14 protein-coding genes are annotated in these 22,347 nt (G+C 70.5%); 1 reads left to right on the forward strand and 13 read right to left on the reverse strand.

The features are described 5' to 3' along the window. Positions 1-165 precede the first annotated feature (165 nt). The 4 genes from JI739_RS07385 to JI739_RS07400 form a co-directional block, all read right to left on the reverse strand. Positions 166-711, reverse strand: coding sequence for a hypothetical protein (locus tag JI739_RS07385; RefSeq protein WP_236589101.1), 546 nt, complete (start codon positions 709-711; stop codon positions 166-168). After that, positions 711-8,069 carry an RHS repeat-associated core domain-containing protein gene (locus JI739_RS07390; RefSeq protein WP_201683154.1) on the reverse strand — a complete coding sequence of 2,453 codons (7,359 nt, stop codon included), beginning with the start codon at positions 8,067-8,069 and terminating at the stop codon, positions 711-713. Before JI739_RS07390 ends, JI739_RS07385 begins: the two co-directional genes overlap by 1 nt. A gap of 147 nt (positions 8,070-8,216) precedes the next feature. Next, entirely contained in the window at positions 8,217-9,782 is a 1,566-nt protein-coding gene (locus tag JI739_RS24785; protein WP_201683155.1) for a hypothetical protein, read from the reverse strand. A 51-nt stretch (positions 9,783-9,833) separates the two neighbouring features. Beyond that, positions 9,834-12,749 carry an RHS repeat domain-containing protein gene (locus JI739_RS07400; RefSeq protein ID WP_201683156.1) on the reverse strand — a complete coding sequence of 972 codons (2,916 nt, stop codon included), beginning with the start codon at positions 12,747-12,749 and terminating at the stop codon, positions 9,834-9,836. Positions 12,750-12,904: 155 nt separating this feature from the next. Here JI739_RS07400 and JI739_RS07405 point away from each other — a divergent pair, with 155 nt between their 5' ends. Beyond that, positions 12,905-14,158, forward strand: a complete 1,254-nt coding sequence (locus JI739_RS07405; RefSeq protein WP_201683157.1) for a phosphatase PAP2 family protein — start codon at positions 12,905-12,907, stop codon at positions 14,156-14,158. 14 nt (positions 14,159-14,172) lie between these two features. On the opposite strand, the gene JI739_RS07410 is transcribed toward JI739_RS07405, so the two are convergent. The 9 genes from JI739_RS07410 to JI739_RS07450 form a co-directional block, all read right to left on the reverse strand. After that, a complete protein-coding gene (locus JI739_RS07410) occupies positions 14,173-14,841 on the reverse strand; it encodes a hypothetical protein (RefSeq protein ID WP_201683158.1) in 669 nt (222 codons plus the stop codon). Continuing rightward, positions 14,838-15,737, reverse strand: coding sequence for a patatin-like phospholipase family protein (locus tag JI739_RS07415; protein ID WP_201683159.1), 900 nt, complete (start codon positions 15,735-15,737; stop codon positions 14,838-14,840). The genes JI739_RS07410 and JI739_RS07415 overlap by 4 nt, the downstream gene beginning before the upstream one ends. Positions 15,738-15,766: 29 nt before the next feature. Beyond that, complete coding sequence (locus JI739_RS07420) at positions 15,767-16,522, reverse strand: DUF429 domain-containing protein (RefSeq protein ID WP_435531591.1); 756 nt, start codon at positions 16,520-16,522, stop codon at positions 15,767-15,769. Between the two features lie 201 nt (positions 16,523-16,723). After that, entirely contained in the window at positions 16,724-17,146 is a 423-nt protein-coding gene (locus JI739_RS07425; RefSeq protein WP_201683339.1) for a BLUF domain-containing protein, read from the reverse strand. 23 nt (positions 17,147-17,169) lie between these two features. Continuing rightward, on the reverse strand, positions 17,170-17,892 hold the full coding sequence (gene folE / locus JI739_RS07430) for a GTP cyclohydrolase I (protein WP_201683161.1): 723 nt from the start codon (positions 17,890-17,892) through the stop codon (positions 17,170-17,172). A 76-nt stretch (positions 17,893-17,968) separates the two neighbouring features. Then, positions 17,969-18,940 carry an NAD-dependent epimerase/dehydratase family protein gene (locus JI739_RS07435; RefSeq protein WP_201683162.1) on the reverse strand — a complete coding sequence of 324 codons (972 nt, stop codon included), beginning with the start codon at positions 18,938-18,940 and terminating at the stop codon, positions 17,969-17,971. A gap of 68 nt (positions 18,941-19,008) precedes the next feature. Continuing rightward, entirely contained in the window at positions 19,009-19,992 is a 984-nt protein-coding gene (locus JI739_RS07440) for a fumarylacetoacetate hydrolase family protein (protein WP_201683163.1), read from the reverse strand. Between the two features lie 43 nt (positions 19,993-20,035). Next, positions 20,036-21,361, reverse strand: a complete 1,326-nt coding sequence (locus JI739_RS07445; protein WP_201683164.1) for a sulfatase family protein — start codon at positions 21,359-21,361, stop codon at positions 20,036-20,038. Positions 21,362-21,378: 17 nt separating this feature from the next. Further along, positions 21,379-22,347, reverse strand: a complete 969-nt coding sequence (locus JI739_RS07450; RefSeq protein ID WP_201683165.1) for a Bug family tripartite tricarboxylate transporter substrate binding protein — start codon at positions 22,345-22,347, stop codon at positions 21,379-21,381.

The following is a 22,347-nucleotide window of genomic DNA, read 5'->3' on the forward strand; positions in this document are numbered from 1 at the left end:
TGAGGCCAATGGCCAATTGCGGCTGCCCCAATGGTAAGTGCTGTGCTCGTTACCTGTCCGCAACACTGCTGCACCTCATGAGATTGCCGTTGCTCATCTGGTAGCGCCTTGATTAGTTACCCGATGAGGAGATGATCATTCGACAAGCCATTTGCGGGCACACAACTATCGATTGCACCGAAGCCACTCCGGAGCATGACCGAACAGAGTGATCGACACACCGAGGCCAGGAACTACAACGACTCTTGGGTTTACACTACTCACCGCAAATCCAGAATAGCCTGATCCCAACGCATCGCTAATGGGTTCGCAGACTCCACGATGAATACAATCCTGCTCGCCAACGCGGATCCCTGCACGCGCATCCGGGCCGAGGAAGCTGATCGATACTCCATCGGAAAACATATAGAACGGCGCATTCTTTTCGGCCCCAGTCGCGGGCAAGGTAGGCACAAAACCATACACCCACACCCAACCATCAGTGCGGCGCTTCATTGAAGTAACGAAAACCGATTCAGGAAGCGCAAGGTCACACGTCCCGATCTTGAGCACTGACGGCGCCAAGCCTAATGTCCGCTGGACCCGGGAGAGTCGTCTAGCATCATCTTCATCTTTAACATTTAGCAACGCTAACGTTTTCACAATCGCCAACGCCGCCATACAAGACGCGAGCAATGATAGAGAGGACAGCATCACCCAGCGCTTTTTCATCATCGGCGGCCAGCCCTATCTTGCGAAGGAACCAAAGGTCCTGGCGGGTTAATAACAGGTCCGCTGACGGACGTACCTGGGACCTTAGTCGCGCTCTCCGCAAGAGCCGCAGCGGCATTCACGACACCTTGCCGCGCTGCTTGCCATTCCGCCTGTGTATAGGGCGCCGGACCGCGCATCCCCCGATCCATCCATTCCTGCATCGCATTCTCCACATTCTGGTTGTGTTGGGAAGCGCTTCTCCCCTGCTGCAAATTCTTCAACCCGTCCGCGGCATCCCTGTAGTTTTCATACGCTTTGTAGCCCGCATAGCACGCCCCAGCAATTGCACCAATTGGAATGCACCATGGACACAGCCCAGTCGGGTCGGCATTGCCAATTGGATCGCCGAACACATATGCAAATTCATTCTCCCCGCCCATCAACCCAATCGGATCCCTTGAGATAAACCTCCCGATCACCGGGTCGTAGTACCGCGCCCGGTAAAAGTACAGCCCAGTCCCTTCATCGTTCTCCCGCGCGGTGTACTGCAGCGTATTGCCACTCGCATCCGATCCCACAGGCGCAGTCTCCCCGTATGGGCTGTACGCATACCCCGCTTCTACGCTCTGGTCCTCACGCGTGATCGCCAGAACGCTTCCTAGCGCATCCGTGATGTGCGTGCGCACCATCGGCGCTTGGCCTTGCCGGCTCACGATGCGGGCAATGACGTCGTCCAAGCCGATGCCGGTGAGCAGGGTCGCTGCGATGCGGCCGTCTCTCACCTCGCCAATTGACTGCAGCCCCTCATAAACGTACTGCGTCGTGCGCGCCTGACCATCGATGGTGATCGTTCGCGCGATGCGCCTGCCACCCGCGTCGTAGCTGTAGCTCGCCTGCACGTTTTGCGGCATGCGGACGAGGCCGATCAAGCGATTGCGGCTGTCCCACTGGTAGGTCGTGTGTTCGTTCGCATCCGCCACTTTGCTGCGCTTCGTGAGGTTGCCATTCGCGTCGTACTCGAAGGCCCAGGTCCTGCCCTGCGTCGTGAGTTCGAGCAGGCGGTCGGCGCCGTCGTACCGGGCCTGCATGGGCGTGTCGCTTTGCGATGAGCCATTGAGCATCGTGCGCCCGATGCGCTGGCCGGCGGCGTCGTACTGGTAGTCGATCTGCTCGATGAGGCTGCCGTCGGCGCGGGCGTACACGATTTGCGTGATGCGGCTGGCGGCGTCGTGGGTGAAGCGTTGGGCGATGCCGTTGGGTAGTTGACGCTCGATGAGCCTGCCGCGGTCGTCCCACTGCCATCGCGTGACCTGCTCGGCGACTCCGCTGTGAGCCAGTGGCTTGGTGCGTTGCTCGATCAGCCGGCCCAGCTTGTCGTAGGCGTAGTCGGTGACGTCGATGGGGGTGCCATCGCGCAGCACCTCGCGCCGGCTGACGCGATCCAGCAGGCTGTAGCTGTAGCGGATCTCCAGCTTGCCGGCTGCGGTGGTGTGCGTCGTTGCGGCGAGTCGATCGAGCTCGTCCCACGCGTAGCTCCACCGGCTCGCTGGTTCCGCCGATTCAGCGATGCGGCCCAAGGCGTCGTAGCGGTAGGTCTGCACGCTGCCGTCGGCGTGGCGGATTTCCTCAATGTTTCCGTCGGCGGTGTAGCCGAGGGACGTGACCTGCCCCTTGCGGTCGGTGATGCTGGTCAGTCTGCGCAGCTCATCCCAGGCATATCGCGTGGCCGAGCCGAGCGCGTCGATGCGTTCGGTGAGAGAGCCTTTGTCGTCGTAGCGGTAGCGCTCGATCACCACCCCGTCAGCGTTGGTGACTTCGCTCACGCGCCCACCCTCGTCGTAGCGCAGCGTGGATGGCTGGCCCAAGGCGTCTGTGCGTTGCGTGAGTTGGTCACGGCGGTTGTAGTCGAGCTGGGTGCTGTAGCCCAAGGGATTGGTGTGGCTGGTCGATCGGCCCACCGCATCGTGCTCGATCCGGCTTTCGTTGCCCAGTGCATCGATGACGGCTTGCAGGTCGCCCGCGTCGTTGTAGGCGAACCGCCGCTCGGGCGCAGCCAGGTCGGCCCCGCTGGCGATGAGCTGGCCTCGGTTGTCATAGGCGTAGCTCATGCTGCGGCCCAAGGGATCGGTGGCTTTGGTGAGCTGGCCGTGGCGCGGGTCGTACTGGTAGCGCCAGACCAGGCGCTGGCCGGCTTGGTCGAAGAGCGTGAGGGTGCTGACCTTGCCCCAGCGGCGGTCCCAGGTGGTTTCCCTTCGCCGGCCGGCGGGGTCTTGGGTGAGGACCAGGTCACCGGCTTCGTCGTAGGTGCGTTTCCAGCTCCGGCCCAGGGCGTCGCGGGTTTCGACCAAGCGGTGCTGCGCGTCGTAGCGGTAGTGCGTGATCTGGCCCCGCTCGTCGGTGTAGCGGGTGGGCCGACTGCTGGCATCGAAGATCTGTTCAGTCGTGATGCCATCGGAGCGGCGCACGGTGACGCCCATGATCTGGCCGCCGTAGAAGCGCCAGCCGGCTTGGTAGGCCTGCAGGCTGTCCTGCCGGGGACAGGTGGGGCCGGTGCAGCGTTGGTTGGGTTTGTCCAGATGGGCGACGCAGGCGCCGCTGACGTGGTAGCTGATGTCCAGCTGCGTGCCGTCGGAGGCGACCTGGCGCAGCACGCGGCCGGAGCTACCGTAGGTGTTGACGGTGGGCTGCGCCCGGCCGGGGTAGTGGATGGTGGCGATCTGCTCACCCAGAGGGCGCTTGGCGTCCAGCTCACAGGTGTCGTTGCCGATGATCTCTTCGGGGGTGGGCTGGACGGCGGCTGCGCCAGCCGAAGTCAAGGTACCCGACGAGCCACCGGAAGCACTGCCCCCACTGGCAATCACCCGCCCACCAAAGCCGCGCTGCCGTCGGTACGTCAGTCGCGTGACGCCACCCTCCGGGTCGGTGATCGTCTCGATGCGGTCCCCGGCCGTGTAGGTGTAGCGGTACTCGCGCCCCACGCTGTCTCGCACGCGATCGACAAAGCCGTTGCCACCGTAGCTGAAGGTCACATGGCGCGCGGCCGTGCCGACGGCGGTGATCTGCCCGCCGGCCTTGCGCGTGATGTTCAAGGTGTTGCCGGCCGCATCGGTCATCTCGACCAGGAAGTACGGCGCTCCCCCGCGCAGGAAGGTGGGCACGTTGCCGGGAAAGGGCATGAAGCGCCAGCGCGCGCCGGTCTTGAAGGTGAGGACCCAGGCGTCACCGTCCTGGCGGAAGCTTGCGCCGTGGAAGCGCGGGTCTTCCGCGCTGCGGTAGCCAGCGCTGCCGTCGTCGATGAAGTTGATGCGCCGCGCGCCAGGCAGCACCAGGCGCTTTTGCGGGCCGGCGAAGGGCAGGAAGGCGATGTCGTAGTCGGACGTCCAGCCGTAGCCGAAGCTGGCCACGGTGCCGCCCCGGTTGTTGAAGAAGTCGACCGGGTTGTAGCTCAGGCCGGTGTCGATGGGCGTGAGGCCGCCGCAGCGCAGGCCGCCGAAGGACGGCATTTCCTGGCCGTTGCTGAAGACGACCGGGTTGCAGGTGTCCGGCGGCGGCAGGTCGGGCGGGGGCAGATCCGGCGGGGGCGGATCGGGGGGCGGCGGCTCCGGGGGTGGAGGCGGCGGTGGTGGGGGCGGCGGCGGCGGCGGGGGCGGCGGAGGTGGGGGCGGATCGGACGGCGGTGGGCAGTCCAGCGAGACCAGGCCGCACACGCCGCAAAACCGCGGCAGGCCCACGCCGGGGTCGCTGCTGACTGCCGTGCCGTCGGGGGTGACGGTGCCCTGGCCAGCGAGCTTCCATTCGCCGGTGCCGCCCATGGGGCTGCCGTCGAACCACCAGATGTCGACTTTGTCGCCCGGCTCGCGCCCGCTGACGTTGGGCAGCTGCACCGGGATGGGCGCGCTGGGGATGCCGCCCATGGGGGTGCCGAAGTAGAGCTGGTAGGCCTCTTTCATGGCGAAGGGCGGCGCGCCTACGGGAAGGCGGTCGGGGGTGAGGCGCTCGACGGCGATGCGGGTTTTCTTGACACCGTCCCAGCCGACGATGTCCACGCCTTGCGGCAGCACGACCGCGAAGCCGGGGTAGCGCTCGTCGGTGATGTGCTGGTCGCGCGTGGCGTTGTCGATGGGCTTGAAGCGCTCGTCGGGCGGCGGCGGGTTGATGACCCAGTCGTCCAGGGTGAGCAGCTGGCCGGCCGGCACGGTGACGTTGTAGGGCCAGATGGGGTAGAGGCTGTTGGCCGGGGTGGCGTCGAAGCGCAGCGTGGTGACGCCCGCGGGCAGGCCGGTGAGCAGGAAGTTGCCGGCCGCGTCGGTGACGACCTGATGGGTGGTGGTGTCCTGGCGAACGATGACGCCGGGGATGCCGGCGCCCTCGGGGGTGACGAAGCGGCCCTTGACGCCGGTGAGGCCGGCCGACGGCGCCACGTCGAGGTTGAGGCGGGCCTCGCGCAGCCAGGGCAGGCCGTCGAGCGTGGCCTGGGCGCGCAGGGTGAGGGTGACGGCTGCCGGCGGGGCGCTGGCGTCGGCCTGCAGGACCAGGCGGCCGGTCTGGTAGGCGCTGAGGGAGGGCGGCTCGAAGCGGGCGCTGACGCCGGCCGGCAGGCCGGTGACGGACAGGCGGGCCAGGCCCTGGTAGGGGCGGCTGCCGGTGCTGGCCAGGGTGAGGCTGGCCTGGGCATTGCTGCCTTGCATGAGCACCAGGCGCGAGGGGCTGGCCGAGAAGCCGAAGTCTTGTTCGCGCAGCACGGTGAAGGCCGGGCTTTGCGCCGAGCCGGCGGCGGTGGTGACGGTGATGGGGCCACTCGATGCGGTGTCGGGCACGCGCACCTGCAGAGTGGTGTCGCTGCCCGCCAGAACGGCCGCGGGCGCGGGGCCGGCGAAGGCGACGCTGTTGCCCGCAGGGTTGATGGCAAATCCGCTGCCGGTGAGGGTGACCACCGCGCCAGCAGGGCCGGCGGCCGGCTGGATGCGGTCGATGCGCACGCCGGTGACAACCGGCGGCAGCACGGTGAGAGCGAGCTGGGCCGCGGCGAACGGAGCGCCCTCGGCGCGCAGCACCACCGGGCCAGCTGCGACGGCGCGGAAGGTGGCGCTGGCACTGGTGAGGCCGGGCCCGACGACGAGCGTGGACGGCAGCTCCACCCGGCCGGTGCCACTGGCGCTCAGGCGCAGCGTGACCGGCTGGCTGCCGGCGGGGTACGGGGTGGTGATGCTGACCGTGGCCATTTGGCCGACGGTGACGGTGCTGGCGCCGGTGGCCATGGCCAGGGGAGCGGGCGGGCCGACCCGGACGCTGGCCTGGCCCGTGACGGATTCGGCCTCGGGCCGTCCGGGGCCGGGCGGCAACGGCTGGCTGGCGCTGACCTGCGCGTCGCCCTCGGCCTGGCCGGTGACGCGGCCCTGGGCATCGATGGTGGCGACGGCGGGCGGCGTGGCCCGCCAGGTGGTGGCCGCCTCAAGGCCGATCTCGCGCTGGCTGGCGTCGGAATAGGTGCCGGTGGCGCGCAGGGCAACGGTCTGGCCCGGGGAAAGCTCGGGCGCTTGCGGCTCGATGGCGATGGCGACCAGCTCGGGTTCGGTGACCTGCACCCGCGTCGCGAGCGACTGGCCATCCAGCGTGGCCGTGACCGTGGCCTCGCCCACCGCCCGCGCGATGAGCGGGATGTCGATGGCGTGCTGGCCGGCCGGCACGGTGACGGTGGCGGGCGCCTGCACGGTGTCAGGGCTGACCGCCAGCGCGACACCCAGGTCGGCACGGGCGCTTCGGTCCAGCGACAGGCGCAGCACGCCCAATCGCCCCTTGGCCAGCGACAGGCCGTCCGGCAGCAGGCTGGCGATGCGCGGCGGTGGGGCCACCACGAGCACGCGGGTGGAATGTTCGGACGGGCCGACGCGGGCCCAGACCGCGCTGCCGCCCTCGCGCAGGGCTTCCAGCACGACACGCTGCTCGGTCTGGCCGGCGGGGATGACGATTTGCGGCGGCACGCGGACGACGGTGGCGTCCTGCGCCTGCAGGGTGACCGTCACGGGCTCCGGCTGGGCGGCCGCCAGGCGCAGGCGAAGCTCGCCGGTGGCGCCCTCCTGCAGGCCCAGCGGGTCGGGCGACAAGGCCGCCAGCGTGGGCGGCTGCGGCTGCACGCGCACGGCGGCCCGGCGGGTGCTGAGGTTGCCCGCGTCCTGCAGGGTGGCGACGATCTCGGCCTGGCCGGGGGCCAGGGCCAGCGCCTCGAAGGACAGCTGCGCCTGGCCGGCCGGCACCGCCACGGCGGCAGGTAGCTCGAGCAGCCCAGGCGGCTGCGCCGCCAGGGCGAGGGATACCGAGGCCCCGGCCCCGGGCGCGGCGCTCAGGCGCAGCTCGAAGCGATGGCGGGCGCCGGTGACCAGCTGGGCGCTGGCGGGCTCCAGGGCCTCCAGCCGCAGGGGCGCGGGCAGCACCTGCACGGCGGCCTGGATGGCGGGTGCGGCCGGCACGCCCGCTTCGGCGGGCAGGCGCGCTTCGATGCGGGCATGGCCGATGGCGCGGGCCACGATGGCGAAGGCGGCTTCGCTGGCACCGGCCGGCACGGTCACCGTGTCGGGCAAGGCCAGCAGGCCCTGGGGCTCGGTGCGCAGTGACACGACGGTAGCCGTGGACTGCGCCGAGGACAGGCGCACCCGCAGCTGGATGCTGGCGTCCTGCTGCAGCACCGTGGTGGCGGGCAGCAGCGCAGAAAGCCGGGCCGGCTCGGGGACCACCCGCACCTGGGCCGAGGCGCGGGTGGTGGTGCCTGCGTGCTGCAGCTGCGCAAGCACGACCGTGGTGCCGGTGGCCAGCGCGCGAGCCTCGAAGGTGGCCGCGTCCTGGCCTGCCGGCACGGTGACGGTGGCGGGCAGGGACAAGAGGGCGGAGGGATCGGTGGACAGGCGGACCGAGACGCCGTTCGGCTGCGGTGGATCGATGCGCAGGCGCCATTGGCCGGAGGCGCCCTCGCGCAGCATCGCCTGGGTGGGCTCCAGCCCCACCAGCCGGGCGGGCGCGGAATCGACGCGCACGGTGGCGCTGCGGGTGGCGCCGTCCACGCTGACGGTGACGCGGGCCTGCCCGGCCATGCGGGCTTGCACCGGAATGGGGATGTAGCGCTGGCCGGCGGTGAAACGCACGGTGGCCGGCACGCGCACGATGTCGTCGTCACTGGACTGCACCCGCAGCACGCCGTCGGCGCGCGCCGCCGGGGCGACCTGCGCCTCGAGCACCAGGGTGCTGCCGGCCTTGGCGCTGGCGCTGGCGGGGCGCACGGCGGCAAGGTTCAGGCGGGGTGCGGCCAGCGCATGGGCGCCGAGCAGCAGCAGCAGGGCCAGCAGCGTGACGACGCGGCACAGCCCCGTGATGCGGCTATGCATGGGCGTGCGCCTGTCGTCAGCACGGGCGCCGATGTGCGCGCTCGATGCGGCCCCTGCCCGCATGCGCCCTCCCCTCCCAAGCGTGTCGGCTGCCGATGCTGCGCCCATCTTCTTCCCCGCTGAATGTCGTTGTCGTTGTCGTTCGGATCAGCCCGGCAGGCCGGCCTGCTGCAGCACGGAGGCCGGCACGGTGAAGCTCTTGCCGCTGACGGTGATGAGGCGCGCCTGGGCTTCGCCGCTGCCGCCCAGCGTGGCCATCAGCTGCACCTTGTCGACGCGCTCGTTGTTCGCGAAGCGGGACAGGGCCTCGCCGACGGCGACGACCACGGTGTAGGTGGTGGTGGCCTGCAGCACGCTGGGGCCGGGCGGCAGGGTGACCTGCACGCTGGCGCTGCCTTCGGCGGCGCTGCCGACGATGGCCGGGCTGAGCGCTTCGATGGGTTGGCCATAGGCCGGCAGCACACGCAGCAGAACGGTGTTGCCGGTGGGCACGTTGATGGTCTTGAAGGTGACGGTGACCGGGTTGGCCAGGTCGGCCGGGAAGCTCAGGTCGGCCTGGCCGGTCGGGTTGGCCGGCACCTGCTTGCCGCCGACGGTGTCGATACGCAGCGCGGGCACGTTGGCGAGGAACAGCGGACCGGGTTTGTCGGCGGTGTAGGCGGGGTCCGAGGTGCCGCTGAAGGTGATGTTGTCCGCTTCGAGGCGGATGCGGCCGGCGGCGCCGCCGTAGCCGCTGAAGCTGGGCAGGTACAGGCACGTCTGCCGGCGATTGTTGTTCTGGTTGATGCAGCCGCCAGCGGCGAACAGCTTGCCGTTGCCTGCGATGCGGCTGGCCACCAGGCGAACGGCGCCGCCGGAGCCGCCGCCGCCCTCACCGCCTGCGTTGATGCCCCCCACGCCACCGGCATCACCACCGGTGGCGTCGATCGAGCTGCTTGCCGCCAGTTGGATGGTGCCGGAGGCCGCGATGAGCAGCGCCCCGCCGCCACCGCCACCGCCTGAGCCGGGGTAGTTGGCACCGCCGCGGCCACCGCCGCCGCCTGAGCCGCCGATCAGTGGCTGAAGCAAGTTGGAGCCATAGGGCTTCGCCAGGAAGCTCAGGTCGGCGTTGGAGCCACATCTCCAGCGCATATCGGCGACAGCACTCCCTGCCGTCGCATGCCCGGCGCCCAGACCCACGAACTTGTGATAACCGCGCCCGCTGCAGCCATCGGCCCCCTCGATTCCACCCAGACCCCCACCCGGCCCCAGCCCCGTGCCGCCCCGGATCACCGCCGGCTGCTGCGCCTGGTCGGCCTGCCCGCCCCGTCCGCCATCAAAGCCGCCCGGCCCACCGACACCGGGGATGCCGTCATCGGCCAGGTTGCCGTCGCCATAGGTGCCCGAGTGCCGCGCGTCCTCGCCCCGGATGTCGATGCTGCCGGCCAGGGTGACGTCGCCGGCCACGAGCAGCTGCACCGGTGTGTTCAGCGTGTTGCGCTTGAACTTCACCGTGACACCCTGGGGGATGTTGATGCTGGTGTAGTTCAGCACGCCCGAGGGGGGCAGCTCAATGACGGTGTTGACGGTGGGCGCGAGCGCGCCGTCGGCGCCGGTGCTGCCGCTGTCGAAGGCGAACGCGGCGGGGGCGCAGGCGGCCAGCGCGAGGGCAGCGATCAGGCCCCGCCGCGTGACCGGCGGGCGCGGGGCGGGGGCGATGGAGAGTGGGCTCATGGTGTGCGTCCTGGAACGAAGAACAAAAGAAAAAATGAGTGGCGAACCGTGCTACTGGGGCGGAACGACGAGGACGGTGGTGGCCGGCAGGCTGGCCCCGTCGGTCACCGCGCCCGGCGTGCGCAGGCGGATGACCCGCGGGCCCAGCGCGGCGGACGGATCGACGACGAGCGGGATGGTGAGTTGTTCGCCCAGCGCATCGGCGCTCCACGCGGGCTGGGCGCCGCCATCGCCGAAGCGCAGGCCGGCCGGCGGGTCGGCGAAGACTTCATGGACGTCGCGCAGGCCGAGCCCGCGCACGGTGAGGGTGTAGGCCTTGCCGGGTTCGAGCACGATGGGGCCGACCGAGGCTATGGCCTGGACCGCGCCGCCCACCCTGAACAGCCGCTGTGATTCGTGCACGGCGGCCACGCGCCCGGCCAACGAATCGGCGGTGAACAGTTCGACGCCGAAGGCGGCCGCTGGCGCCTGGTCGCTGGCCTGCACCGGCAATTGCAGGGAGCGGCCATCGGTGGCGATGACATGGGGGCCGGCAGTCAAGCCGGCCGGCCCGGTCAGGCGAGCACTGGTGACACGGTCCAGCCCCCAGCCGTGCACGGTGAGCATGGTGCTGCCGCCGCGCGGCAACCCGTCCGGGGCCTGGGGCGAGATGCGTTCGATGGCCGTGCCGACCACCAAGCCCACGGCGGGCGCGAAGGCATCCTGCGGCCCCGCGGGGTCGGCCGGCGGAGGCGTCAGCCACACGCCCACGGCCGATGCATGCACCGCCCGGGGTTCGCTGACCGCCTGGGTGACGGGCCGCGCCACCTCGATGCCCACGGCCGGCGCCGCGATGGCGTCGCGCGCGGGCCCGGCTTCGCGCGCCACTTGCACGGTGTTGGCGGGGTGCGGCTGTGCGCTGGAGTCACCGCCCGGGGCATGCAGCACCAGGGTGCGCGGGCCCGAGGCGGCGCCGGCGGCAACGCGCAGCTCGAAGCTCAGCTGCGCACCGTCGGCGTCGGCGATGAACGGGCCTGCGGCCAGCACGCCGTCGGCCGGGAGCACGCTGGCACCGGTGACCGAGGCCAGCCGACGGCCCCGCACGGTGACGCGCACGCCCTGCCCTGCCACCAGCACCTGCGGGGCGACCGAATGCAGCTCCGGCAGCGGCGCGGCCACCAGGAACTGGTCGCCCGTTGGCCTTGCGAACCACAGGGCTCCGGTGGCGGTTTGCAGCCGCACGCGGCGCGGGCCCAGGCTTGCGGCTTCATCGATGGCGACTTGGAGACGCAGCTCGCGCCCGTCGGGCTGCACCTGCGGCGGTTGCAGGCTGATGCCTTCGGCCGGCAGGAGCGAGGCACCGGTGACCGCCTGCAGGCCTTCGCCGTGGACCACCAGGGTGAGCGTGGTACCGCGCACGCCCACGGCCGGGGAGACGCGGTAGGCCGCCGGGCCGACGCTCAGGCCGACGCCCGGTGCGGCAAGCAGGCCATCGGCGACGGCGCCCGGTTCGGCCGCCGCGCCGACCTGCAGGCCGACCAGCGGCGAAGTGATGGGGGTGACCGCCTGTTCGATCGCCTGCACCAGCTGGAACTGGTTGGCCGGCGCCGCTTCGGCCGGCGTCTGCCCCGACGGGGTGTGGACCCGCACGGTGCGCGGGCCGAGCGCCGCCATGGGCCCGACTTGAAGGCGCGCACGCAACTCGCCGCCGTCGGCGCTGACCTGGGGAGCGCTGTCCACGTGCAGGTCTTGCGCCGGCTCCAGCGACAGGCGGCCTCCCTGCAGGTGCTGCCCACGCACCAGCAGCTCCATGGTGGTGCCGGGCGTGGCGTAGAGCGGATCGAGCGAACGGATGGCGGGCTGGCCGCTGGTCACGCGCAACTCGGCCAGGGCCGGGTGGGCCAAGGCCAGCGGGCGGCCGGCGCCGTCGGTCAGCTGCAGGCGGCGCAGGCCGGGCGCGGCCGTGGCATCTGCCATCAGCTGCAGCCGGGCCCGCTCGGGGGAGTGGCGCACCAGGGTGGCGACCAGCCCGGCATCGGGCGACAGGATCACGCGCAGGTCGTCGGGCAGCGCCACGCCGCTGAGCGTGATCGACTGGCTGCTGCCGGCGGCCACGGCGGCCGGGGCAACGCCGGTGAGGACGGACCCGAGCGCGATGCCCACCGGGGCGGCATGGAAGGAGGTGGTGGTCCGGACGGCGGTGTCGGCGGACGGCTCACCGACGCGAATGCCCACCGGCGCCGCCTGGCTGGTGTTCACGCCACGGAAGTCGGCCGTGAGGAAGACCGGCACGGAGACGGGTGACAGCGTGGCCGAGCTCAGGCGCAGCTCGGCGAAACCAGCGGCGCGCGGACGCACCCTCAACTGCGCCTGGGTCTGGCCAGGCGCCAGAACCAGTTGCGGCGAATCGACCGCGAGCCGGGCCGCGTCGGAGCTGACCACGGCGACCTCGTGCGCCACGTCGTCCGCGCCGGAGAGGCGCACGGTGATCGCACGCGGGGCATCGTCTGGCGGAAGGGCCAGCGGGCTGGGTTCGACCGACAGCCGGGGCAGCGGCGGACTCACTTGCACGGCGACCCGGCTGCTGCCCTGTGCGTTGGTGAAGTGGAGCAGGTGCCATCCGACGGGGACGGTCGGATCGACTGCGAGATCGAATCGAAGTTCGCCCGCACCCTGGCGCAGTTGGGAAATGCGCAGGCCGGGGTGTGGGACGGAGAGGTTGCCGGCTGCCAGCCGCGTGCCGGTGATCGTCAAGGCGCTTCGGTCTCCCTGGCGCAGGCGAGAGGGCGTGACCACCGCCAACACCGGCGCCTGGGCCGGCCCGGGTCGGCCGGCAGGGGTCACGGCGAGGATGTTGCCGGCCGGGTCGTACGTGTAGTCGGTTGCCTGGCCCGCGCCGTCGATGTGCCGGACGAGACGTCCGAGAGGGTCGTACTGAAAAGCTTCCTGGGCCGCTCGGGCGAGCGAGCTGTCCAGCAGCAATGCCAAGAGCAATGCCCCGAGCACCGCGGTCGCGGTGCTGGCAAGCCGTGCGGCTGATCTCTTGCGCGTGCCGAGCACGACTCCCCCTGGTAGCTGAACAAAGGCGGCGAATGTAGCATTTGGTTATCAGTCACCAAACGGAAAAGCTAACAAAGGGTTGTATGTCCGTCATCGATCCACTTGCAGCGCACATGCGGCGACGCGGCGTGCTGGCGGTCGTGGGCGCGGCCCTGCTGCCGCACGCGCGGAGCGACGCCGGTGCGACACCCATTCGCCAGACGACTCCACACGCCTGGTTCGCGCCGGTGTCACCTCAAGGCCCCGCGCGGTCGCATGTTCCTGCCGGCGCAAGCGACCCGGAGCAGGTGCGGGCTGCGCGACGCCTGCGAGCCTGGACGCGCGCCGTGCAGCAGTTGGTGGTCAAGTACCAGCAAAACCCCTTGCGGGCGGCCCGAGCATGGGCCTACGTGCAAGTCGCGCTGCACGATGCCTGGGTGGCCGCGGCGCACGCGACCGGGGGTGACGCCGCCCAGGCCGAGGGTGCCGCCCAGCGCGCGGCTTCAGGGGTGCTGGCGCAGCTCTATCCGACGGAGGCCGAAGGCCGCTTCGAAGCCGCTTACGCGGCCCTCGCCTCGGGCCGGACCGCGGCTGCGGAGAACGGCCGCTCGGTGGCACAGGCCCTGGTGGCCCGGAGCCTGGGCGACGGCTCCGGGCGCGTGTGGCCCCCGAACCGGCGGCCGGCGGAGTTTGCCGGCGCATGGCAACCTGCCTGGCCGCTGTACGCCGCCAACCCCGCCGAAGGTCTGGCCGGCGAGTGGCGGCCGTGGGTTGCCCCTGCCGCCGCGCGGTACGCGCCGCCTCCCCCTCCCCGGCCTGGCACCGAGACCCACCGACGCGAGACGCTGGAAGTGCTGGAGGTCCGCACACGCCTGACGGCCGAACAGGTGCGGCTGGCCCACGCCTGGCACCTGGACGCCGGTTCGGTGACGCCGCCCGGCGTATGGATGGACCTGGCCCTGCAGGAGCTGGACGCCGCAGCGCCTTTCACGATGCTGCAGGTCCTGGCAGGCACGGCCGTGGCGCTGCACGACGCACTCGTGGCCTGCTGGCGCGTGAAGATGCGCGAATGGAGCGAGCGCCCGATCACGGCCATTCGGCGCGAGCTCGATCCCGCTTTCGAGCCGCTGCTGGTCACGCCCGGCTTTCCCGGCTATGTGTCGGGGCATGCCTGCGCCTCGGCCGCTGCGGCACAGGTGCTCGCCTTCTTCCTGCCGCAACGCGCCGCCTGGTTCCATGCCCGGGCGCGGGAAGCGGCTGAATCACGCCTTTGGGGCGGCATCCACTTTCGCTGCGACAACGAGGAGGGCCTGCGGCTGGGACAGGCGGTGGGGCAGGAGGTGGTGGGCCGGATGTGAGCGCGTGGCCGGGCCTACGGCGTACCCCAGCTCACGGCAGCAGGTACCCCGCCGATGCCGTCGCACCAGGGCTGCACGGTGGCGACCTGCGCCTGTGCGTGAGCCGGCGACACCGCCAATTGGTGGGCCGGCAGGTCCTGCTCGCCGAGCAGCAGCGGCAAGGTGCCGCCGTCGGCCCGCCACCATCGAACGCGGTAATGCTGTGCGCCGGCGACGGCTTGCCAGGCCAGCCCGGCCTGCGCGCGCCGCAGACCATGTGCCCCGAGCTCGCAGCCGACGCGGCGATCGACGAAGAACACCGCACCCCGCGCATGCAAGTCCTGGGCGCCGAGCGCCGGGCAATTGCTGCTGACCAGCGCCTTGATGGCCGCGCGCGACGCGGGCACGTCCGCCGGCAGGCGCCACTCGGTGCCGCTCACCTGCACATCGTGCGCGGCAAGGATGCGGGACTCGGGCAGGACAACGGCCAGTTGCAGGCGGTAAGTGCGCGCGGGGTCGCCTTCCCAACGTAAAGAGGGCCGCGCCTCGGCCACCGTCTGCAGGAGCGACGGAACGCTCAAGGGCAGCTGCTCGCAAGGGGGCGCCGGTTCGGCTGCGGCGCCGTGCGTGAGCGGCCACGCGGCGGCCGCTGCGCAGACAAGGCGCAGCAGCGGCACGAAGTGGGCGGTGTGAAGGCGGTTCATCGAAGAGGCAAGCGCGGCCCCAGCACCTGCGCCAGCTCGCGCAGCACGTCCTCGGTGGCTGCCTCGCCGGCCGCGATGGCGGTATCGGCGCGGTGGAAATCCATCAGGCCGAGGTCGGACACGCGCGGGCGGATCATCACGTCGGCCGGTTCGCCCGCCAGCCGGCTGCGGGTGATACGCACCTGCATGATGTTCAGGCTCACGCCCAGCACGTCGAACATCGAGAGCGCCGAGGCCCCGGGACCGCTGCGCAGCCGGCCCAAACCCCGCGGCAGCCAACCCAGCAGGCCCGCGGGGGGCGCCGGATCCGCGCCATCGCCCTCGAGGTGCCGTCCGATCAGGTCCCAGTTCAGGTCCACGGCCACCACCACGTCGGCGCCCATGGCACGGCACAGGGACACCGGGACCGGGTTCACCAGGCCGCCGTCGACGATGAGCCGCCCGTCGACCTGCGCCGGCAGGAACAGCCCCGGCAGGGCCATGGACGCGCGCACCGCATCCACCACCGAGCCCTCGCGCAGCCACAGCTCGCGGCCGGTGAGCAGCTCGGTGGCCACCGCGCCGAAGGCCACGGGCAGCTGCGTGATCTCGCGGTCCTCGAAGTGGCTGCGAAAGAACGCCAGCAGCCGGCCGCCCTGGATCAGCCCGCCCGTGACCGTGGTGAAGTCCAGCAGCTTGACCACCGCTGGCCAGGTCAGGCTGCGTGCCCACGCCTCGACCCGGTCGAGCTGGCCGGCGGCATAGGCCGCGCCCACCAGGGCCCCGATGGAGGTGCCGCAGACGATGTCGGGCACGAAGCCGGCGCGCTCCAGCACGCGCAGCACGCCGATGTGCGACCAGCCTCGGGCCGAGCCGCTGCCCAGGGCCAGGCCGATCTTGGGACGATGGGAAGTCATGCGGGCGCCATCGTAGCTTCAGGACACGCTTACGCGGAGACGATCCAGCCCTCCAGGGGATCGAGGTCCGGCGGCAGGCCCCAGCCGGGCGGGCCCTCGCGCTCGGCCCACGCCGCCTGCACCAGGCACAGCACGGCGTCGATGCGGTCGCCCGAGGCGTCGTCCACCAGCGCGTCGCGCTGCGGATGCGTGAGCTTCAGCCGCAGCGCGAGCCGCGTCTGCCCCGTCTCCAGGCGCGCCAGCAGGTCCTTGCGCGCGATCAGCCGGTCGGGCGTCTGCCGCGCCCGGTCGTCGCTCTTGTAGCTGCGCCGCCCGATCAACTCGCGCGCCAGCAAGCCCGGATACGCCTCCAGCGCCACCCGCGCCGGATCGCCTGGTCGCAGCCCCGGCAGGTCCACGCCCGCTGCCAACAGCAACGGAACGGCCGCGTGCAGCATCCACGCCACCGGCGGATTGACCCATTTCATCGACGGACTCGACCCCGCCCGCCGGTCGAAGGCCCGATGCGCGAACTTGCCCCCGGCGGGTCGCCCGTCGCAAAAGGCCCGGAAGATCTCGCGGATCTCGTCGCGGCTCAGCCCCGCGTAATGCGCCATGCAGGCCTGCCACTCCAGGGGCCACCCCAGGTGCTCCACCAGCTCGCGCGGCAGCCCGAACGGAAAGTCGAACCCACCCACCCAGGGCCCCGGCTTGCGCAGCCATTCGCCAAACGCGGCCAACGTGGGCAGCGCCTCGATCGACGAGAGCGCCACCACGTCGCCCCGCCGCGCGCCATGCGCGAGCACGATGGGTTTACGTGAAGTAGGGCTGCTCGAAAAATCGCAGCCAACGAGTGATGAGTTCACGAGCGAGCCAACCACGCCACTGGGGGTATCCAGCCACCGCAGCGAGCGGGCCTAGCGCGCGCCGAGCACCGCAGCCGTACTTCGGTACGGCGAGAAGCGCAGGCGCGAAATCGGCCCGCGCAGCAGGTGGCTGGAGCCCCCTCAAGCCCTCCCGCAGATGGCGGCGGTGGACATGAGGTCTTCGAGGAGTGCGAGCGACACCCGCCCCGACACCGAATACGGGTCGAGCTCGGGCTTTTCGGAGTACTTCAGCAGAATCGACTGGTTGACCTTGGTCGTGTTGACCTGGCCCATGGTCCAGCCGCTGAAGCGACGCTCGCTGATTTCCTCGAAATGCAGCAGGGCCACGTCCTTGTGGCGGGGATCCTTCTGGATGTGCCCATAGAGGTCGGACACCGCCATGCGACCGCCTTCGATCGCCTGCAGGAAGATGCCGCCGCCATAGCACAGGATGCCGGTGATGCCGCTGACCGGATTGTGCTGCCGGGCCTGGTGCAGGATGGATTCGATGACCTCGGGGCTCGCATCGACGGCCCGGCTGCAATAGAGAAGACGCACCAGCATGAGATCGGGTTCCGACTTGAAACTCAAGACCTGGGAATCAGGGCCAGGAATTCCCGGCGCAGCGCCGGGTCCTTGAGGAACACACCGCGCATGACCGAGTTGATCATCTTGCTGTCCATGTCCTTCACGCCGCGCCAGGCCATGCAGTAGTGGCTGGCCTCCATCACGATGGCCAATCCGTCGGGCTGGGTGCGCTCCATGATCAGGTCGGCCAGCTGCACCACGGCTTCTTCCTGGATCTGCGGCCGCCCCATCACCCACTCGGCCAGCCGCGCGTACTTGGACAGGCCGATCACGTTGGTGTGCTCGTTGGGCAGGACGCCGATCCAGACCTTGCCGATGACCGGGCAGAAGTGGTGGCTGCAGGCCGAACGCACGGTGAGCGGCCCGACGATCATCAGCTCGTTCAGGTGCTCGGCGTTGGGGAATTCGGTGATGGCCGGGGCCTTGGTGTAGCGGCCGCGGAACACTTCGTTGACGTAGAGCTTGGCGACCCGGCGCGCGGTGTCGTTGGTGTTGTGGTCGCTCTCGGTGTCGATCACCAGGCTGTCGAGCACGCCCTGCATCTTGATCTCGACTTCGTCCAGCAGCGCTTCCAGCTCGCCCGGCTGGATGAACTCGCTGATGTTGTCGTTGGCGTGGAAGCGCTTGCGCGCCGCGCGCACGCGTTCGCGGATCTTCACCGACACGGGCGTGCCGTCATCCGCCGGGTGCGCAAGGGTGGAGGGGGTCGGTTCGGCTTTCATGGGCGACGGGGATGCTAACACCCGGGGTTTGCCAAGGCCGAGCCCGGCCGAAGCCGCCCCAACGGCTGCGAGGCCTTCACGAACGCGGCGGCTCCGCCTGGCGCGACGGTGCGCAGCTCAGGCCTCGCAAGGCCCGCTGCAACAGCTCCCGCGCACTGCCATCGTCACGCAGCCCCAGCGCACGGGATGCGGAGTCATCCAGCACCGGATAGCGCCCGTACACCGCCTCGACGGCCGGTTGGGCCTCGAAGCGGACCAGACCTGCGCGGTCGGTGCCGAACAGCTCGATGCCGGTCGCCACCACGTCGGCGAGCGACAGCCGCAAGACCGGCAACGGCCAGGCGCGGCGCGGGTCACTGCCGGCCAGGTCCATGCCGGCGGCATGCACCAGGTTCTCGGCGCAGCGACGCGCCGACATCCACCAGGCGGTAGCCTGCGCGGAGACCGGGCAGGTGTAGGGCTGGCCTGCGGCCAGCGCGCGGATCACGTCGCTCATGAAGGCCGAGGCCAGCCCCGGCCCGCTGCTCGGGCGCGCCACGATGCCAGGCAGGCGCAGCGAGCGACCGTCGAGCAGCCCCCGGCGCGAGAAGTCGGCCAGCAGGACCTCGCAGGCCAGCTTGTGCGCACCGTAGGTGATGGGGGGACGCAGCGGCGTGGACGGATCGACGAGCGCCGGCAAGGCCGTGCCGTAGACGGCGATGGTGCTCGCGTACACCACCACCGGTGCCCGCTCGCCGGCCAGCGTCTCGAGCAGGCCGAGCGTACCCAGCAGGTTGATGCGCCGCCCCGCCTCGTAGTCGGCCTCGGACGCCCCACCGGGGAGGGCAGCGAGATGGAAGCACACGTCCGGCGCGAAGTCGGCCACCCGCCGCAGCACCTCGGGCGACGCGATGTCGCCGGCGATGGATAGGTCGCCCGCCTCCGGCAACTGCCGGTCCAGCAGCGCCAGCGCCTCGACGCGACGACCCGCCACCTGGCCGGTCTCGCGCAGCAGCGCGACCAGGGTGGCACCGATGTAGCCGGCCGCGCCGGTGACCAGGACGCGCATGTCAGTCCTTGAGGATCGCGGCGGCGCGCGGGGCGTGGCGGGAAGTCGGGCGGGTCATGGCGGCGGCCTCAATCGGGCCGGCGTGCGGGCACGATGCGCTGGTCGATGGCGCCGAACACCGGGCCGCCGACCGAGCGCGCCTCCATGCGGACGCGGTCGCCGAACTTCATGAAGGGCGTGGCCGGTGCGCCGCCGGCGATGGCTTCGATGGCGCGGCGTTCGGCGATGCAGGCCGAGCCTTTCTGCCCGCCGGCGTTGGACACCGTGCCCGAGCCGATGATCGTTCCGGCCGAGAGGCGGCGGGTGGTGGCCGCGTGCGCGATGAGCTGATCGAAGCCGAAGTTCATCTCGCGCCCGTTCGGGTTGCCGAACCAAGCGCCGTTCAGTTCGATGGCGAGGTCCAGGCTGACGCGCGTGTCCTGCCAGGCGTCGCCGATCTCGTCGGGCGTGACCGCCACCGGCGCGAAGCTGGACGAGGGCTTGGCATGGAAGAACCCGAAGCCGCGCTTCATCTCGAACGGGGCCATGGCGCGCAGGCTCACGTCGTTGATCTGCACCAGCAGCAGGATGCGGCCGCGCGCCTGGGCGGCGCTGCAGGACATGGGCACGTCGTCGACGATGACGCCGAACTCGCCCTCGAAGTCGATGCCGTGCGCCTCGTCCGGCAGCGGCACGTCGTCGCAGGGGCCGAGCAGGTCGTCCGAGCCGCCCTGGTACATCAGCGGCACGGTCTGCACCTCGGGGATGGGTGGCAAGCCGAAGGCCTGCTGCATCAGCTCGCCGTGGTTGAGGAAGGCCGAGGCGTCGCACCACTGGGGCGCGCGCGGCAGCGGGGCGGCGGCCTGGCGCGGATCGAAGGGTGTCGATGGCACGTGCCCGGCGTTCAACTGTTCATAGAGCGCCTGCAGGCGCGGGGCCGTGCGGTCCCAGGATTCGATGGCCGCGATGAGCGTGGGCGCGATGTCGCGGGCGTCGGCCGCGCGCTGCAGGTCGCGCGAGACGACGACCAGGCGGCCGTCCTTGCCGCCGTTCTTGAGGCTTGCGAGTTTCATGAGGTGTGATCTTGCGTGAATCAGCGGCGTGTCGAGCCGCAGGCTAGAACGTCCCGCGCGGAATCTCCTGCGCCGAGAAGCCGCCGTAGGCCTTCGCGTCCTCCGGGATCGGCGGCAACTCGTCGTTCCAGGACTCCCACAACGCCTTGAGGGTTGCCAGCCGTCCGGGCTCGCGCCGGGCCAGGTTGGCGCGCTCCCGCGCGTCCACGTTCAGGTTGAACAGGTAGTCGATGCCATCCATGTGCAGGTACTTCCAGCCGTCCTGCACCAGCGCCCGCTGGCCCCGGTGCTTCATGCGCCAGGCCAGCACGCCCGGGCGACGCCAGGCGGCATCGGCGAACAGCGGCTGCAGGTCCACCCCGTCCAGCGGATGCGACGCGGGAATCCCGGCCCCGCCCGCGGCCAGCATGGTGGCGGTCCAGTCCATGGTCAGGCTGGGGCAGTCGCTCACCTGCCCCGCCGCGATGCGCGCCGGCCAGCGGGCGATCAGCGGCACGCGGATGCCACCTTCGAGCAGGTCCATCTTCTGGCCCGCGAAAGGCCAGACGTTGGAGAAGCGTTCGCCGCCGTTGTCGCTGGTGAAGACCACCAGCGTGTCCTCGGCCAGCCCCTTGCGCTCCAGCGCGTCCAGCAACCAGCCGATTCCCTCGTCCATGTGATGGATCATGCGGTGATAGGTCGCCAGCGATCCGCCGTCGGTGTGGACGCCGTGGGTGGCGGTGCGTCGGGATTCCTCGGCGTCGTCGCGGGTGAGCCAGGGCCAGTGCGGCGCGCTGTAGTGCAGGCTCAGCAGGAAGGGCTGTTCGCCCGATTGCCGCTCGACGAAGTCCACCGCGCGCCGGCTCAGCAGGTCGGTCATGTAGCCCTCGCGCTGGACTTCGGTCTCGTTGTCCCAGAGGTCGTGCCCGCCACGCGGGCCGGTGTGCGCGAAATAGTCGACACCGCCGGAGTGGAAGCCGAAGTACTCCTGGTAGCCCGACAGCCGCGGGCCGAAGTGCGGGGGGTAGCCCAGGTGCCACTTGCCCACCAGCGCCGTGCGATAGCCGGCTTGTCCCAGCAGGGACGGCAGGCTCGGATGCTCGGGCGGCAGGCCCAGGATCTTGTCGCCCTTGGCATTGGCGATGGGTTCCTCGGCCGCTCCGCGCAGGCGGTACTGCCAGCGGCCGGTCATCAGCGCGAAGCGCGTCGGCGAACACACCGCCGAATTCGAGTAGCCGTGGGTGCAGCGCAGGCCTTGCGCGGCCAGCCGGTCGAGGTTGGGCGACACATCGACGGGCTGGTTCATCACGTCGCGCGCGCCGGTGCAGCCCAGGTCGGCCCAGCCCAGGTCGTCGGCCAGGATGAAGATGAAGTTCGGGCGTGTGCTCATCGCGTTCTCAAGCTTTCTCAATCGAGCGCAAGGTTCAGGCGCTTGAGCACGCTTTGCCATTGCGCCGATACGCGCTGCAGCTCTTTTTGGGCCGCTTCCGGCGTGGTGCCTTCCGGCTTGTTGCCGTTGGCCGAGAAGGCCTCGTTTACTTCGGGCGTCCGGATGGTCTCGTCAAGCGCCTTCTGGAATCTCGCCTGGACGTCCGCCGGCACTGCGCGGTGACCGAACATGGCCACGTAAAAGTTGACTTCGAAATCCTTGAAGCCCTGCTCCTGCAGGGTGGCGATCTGCGGCATGGTGCTCACGCGCTCGCGGGTCGAGGTGGCGACGCCAAGAAGACGGCCAGCCCGCACGTGCTCCTGGACCGTGGACGCCGGCAGGAAGGCGCAGTCCACCTGCCCGCCGATTAGGTCCTGCACGGCCGGCGCCGGGCCCCGGTAGGGCACGTGGGTCATCCTGAATCCAGCGCGCTCCATCATGAGTTCCATGGTCACGTGCGCGGGCGATCCGGCGCCGCTACTGGCGAAGCTCATGGGCTGGGCCTTGGCGCGTTGGACGACGTCCTGCGCCGACTTCACCTGCGTCGACGGGTGGCAAGCCAACACGAAGATCAGGCTGGAGACCAGGTTGGTGGGCACCACTTCGCTGGTCTTGAAACCGACGTTCTTGTAGATGGCGGGGTTGATGGTCCAGGTGGTGTCCGGACCGATCAGCCAGCTATGGCCGTCGGGGGCGGAGCGCGCGAGATCGGCAAAGCCGATGTTGCCGCCGGCGCCGGGCTTGTATTCGATGATTACGGGCTGACCCAGGCGCTTGGACAGACCGTCGGAGATGGTGCGGATCACCCGCTCGGGCCCGCCACCCGGTGCGTAGGGGGCGATCAGGCGGATCGGCTTGCTGGGCCAGTTCGGCGTCGTTTGCGCAAGAGCGGCCAGCGGAGCGGCCACGGCGAGCGTCACCGCCAGCAGGTTACGGATTGGGTTCAT

It is taken from the genome of Ramlibacter aurantiacus (assembly GCF_016722895.1).
Taxonomy (GTDB): domain Bacteria; phylum Pseudomonadota; class Gammaproteobacteria; order Burkholderiales; family Burkholderiaceae_C; genus Ramlibacter; species Ramlibacter aurantiacus.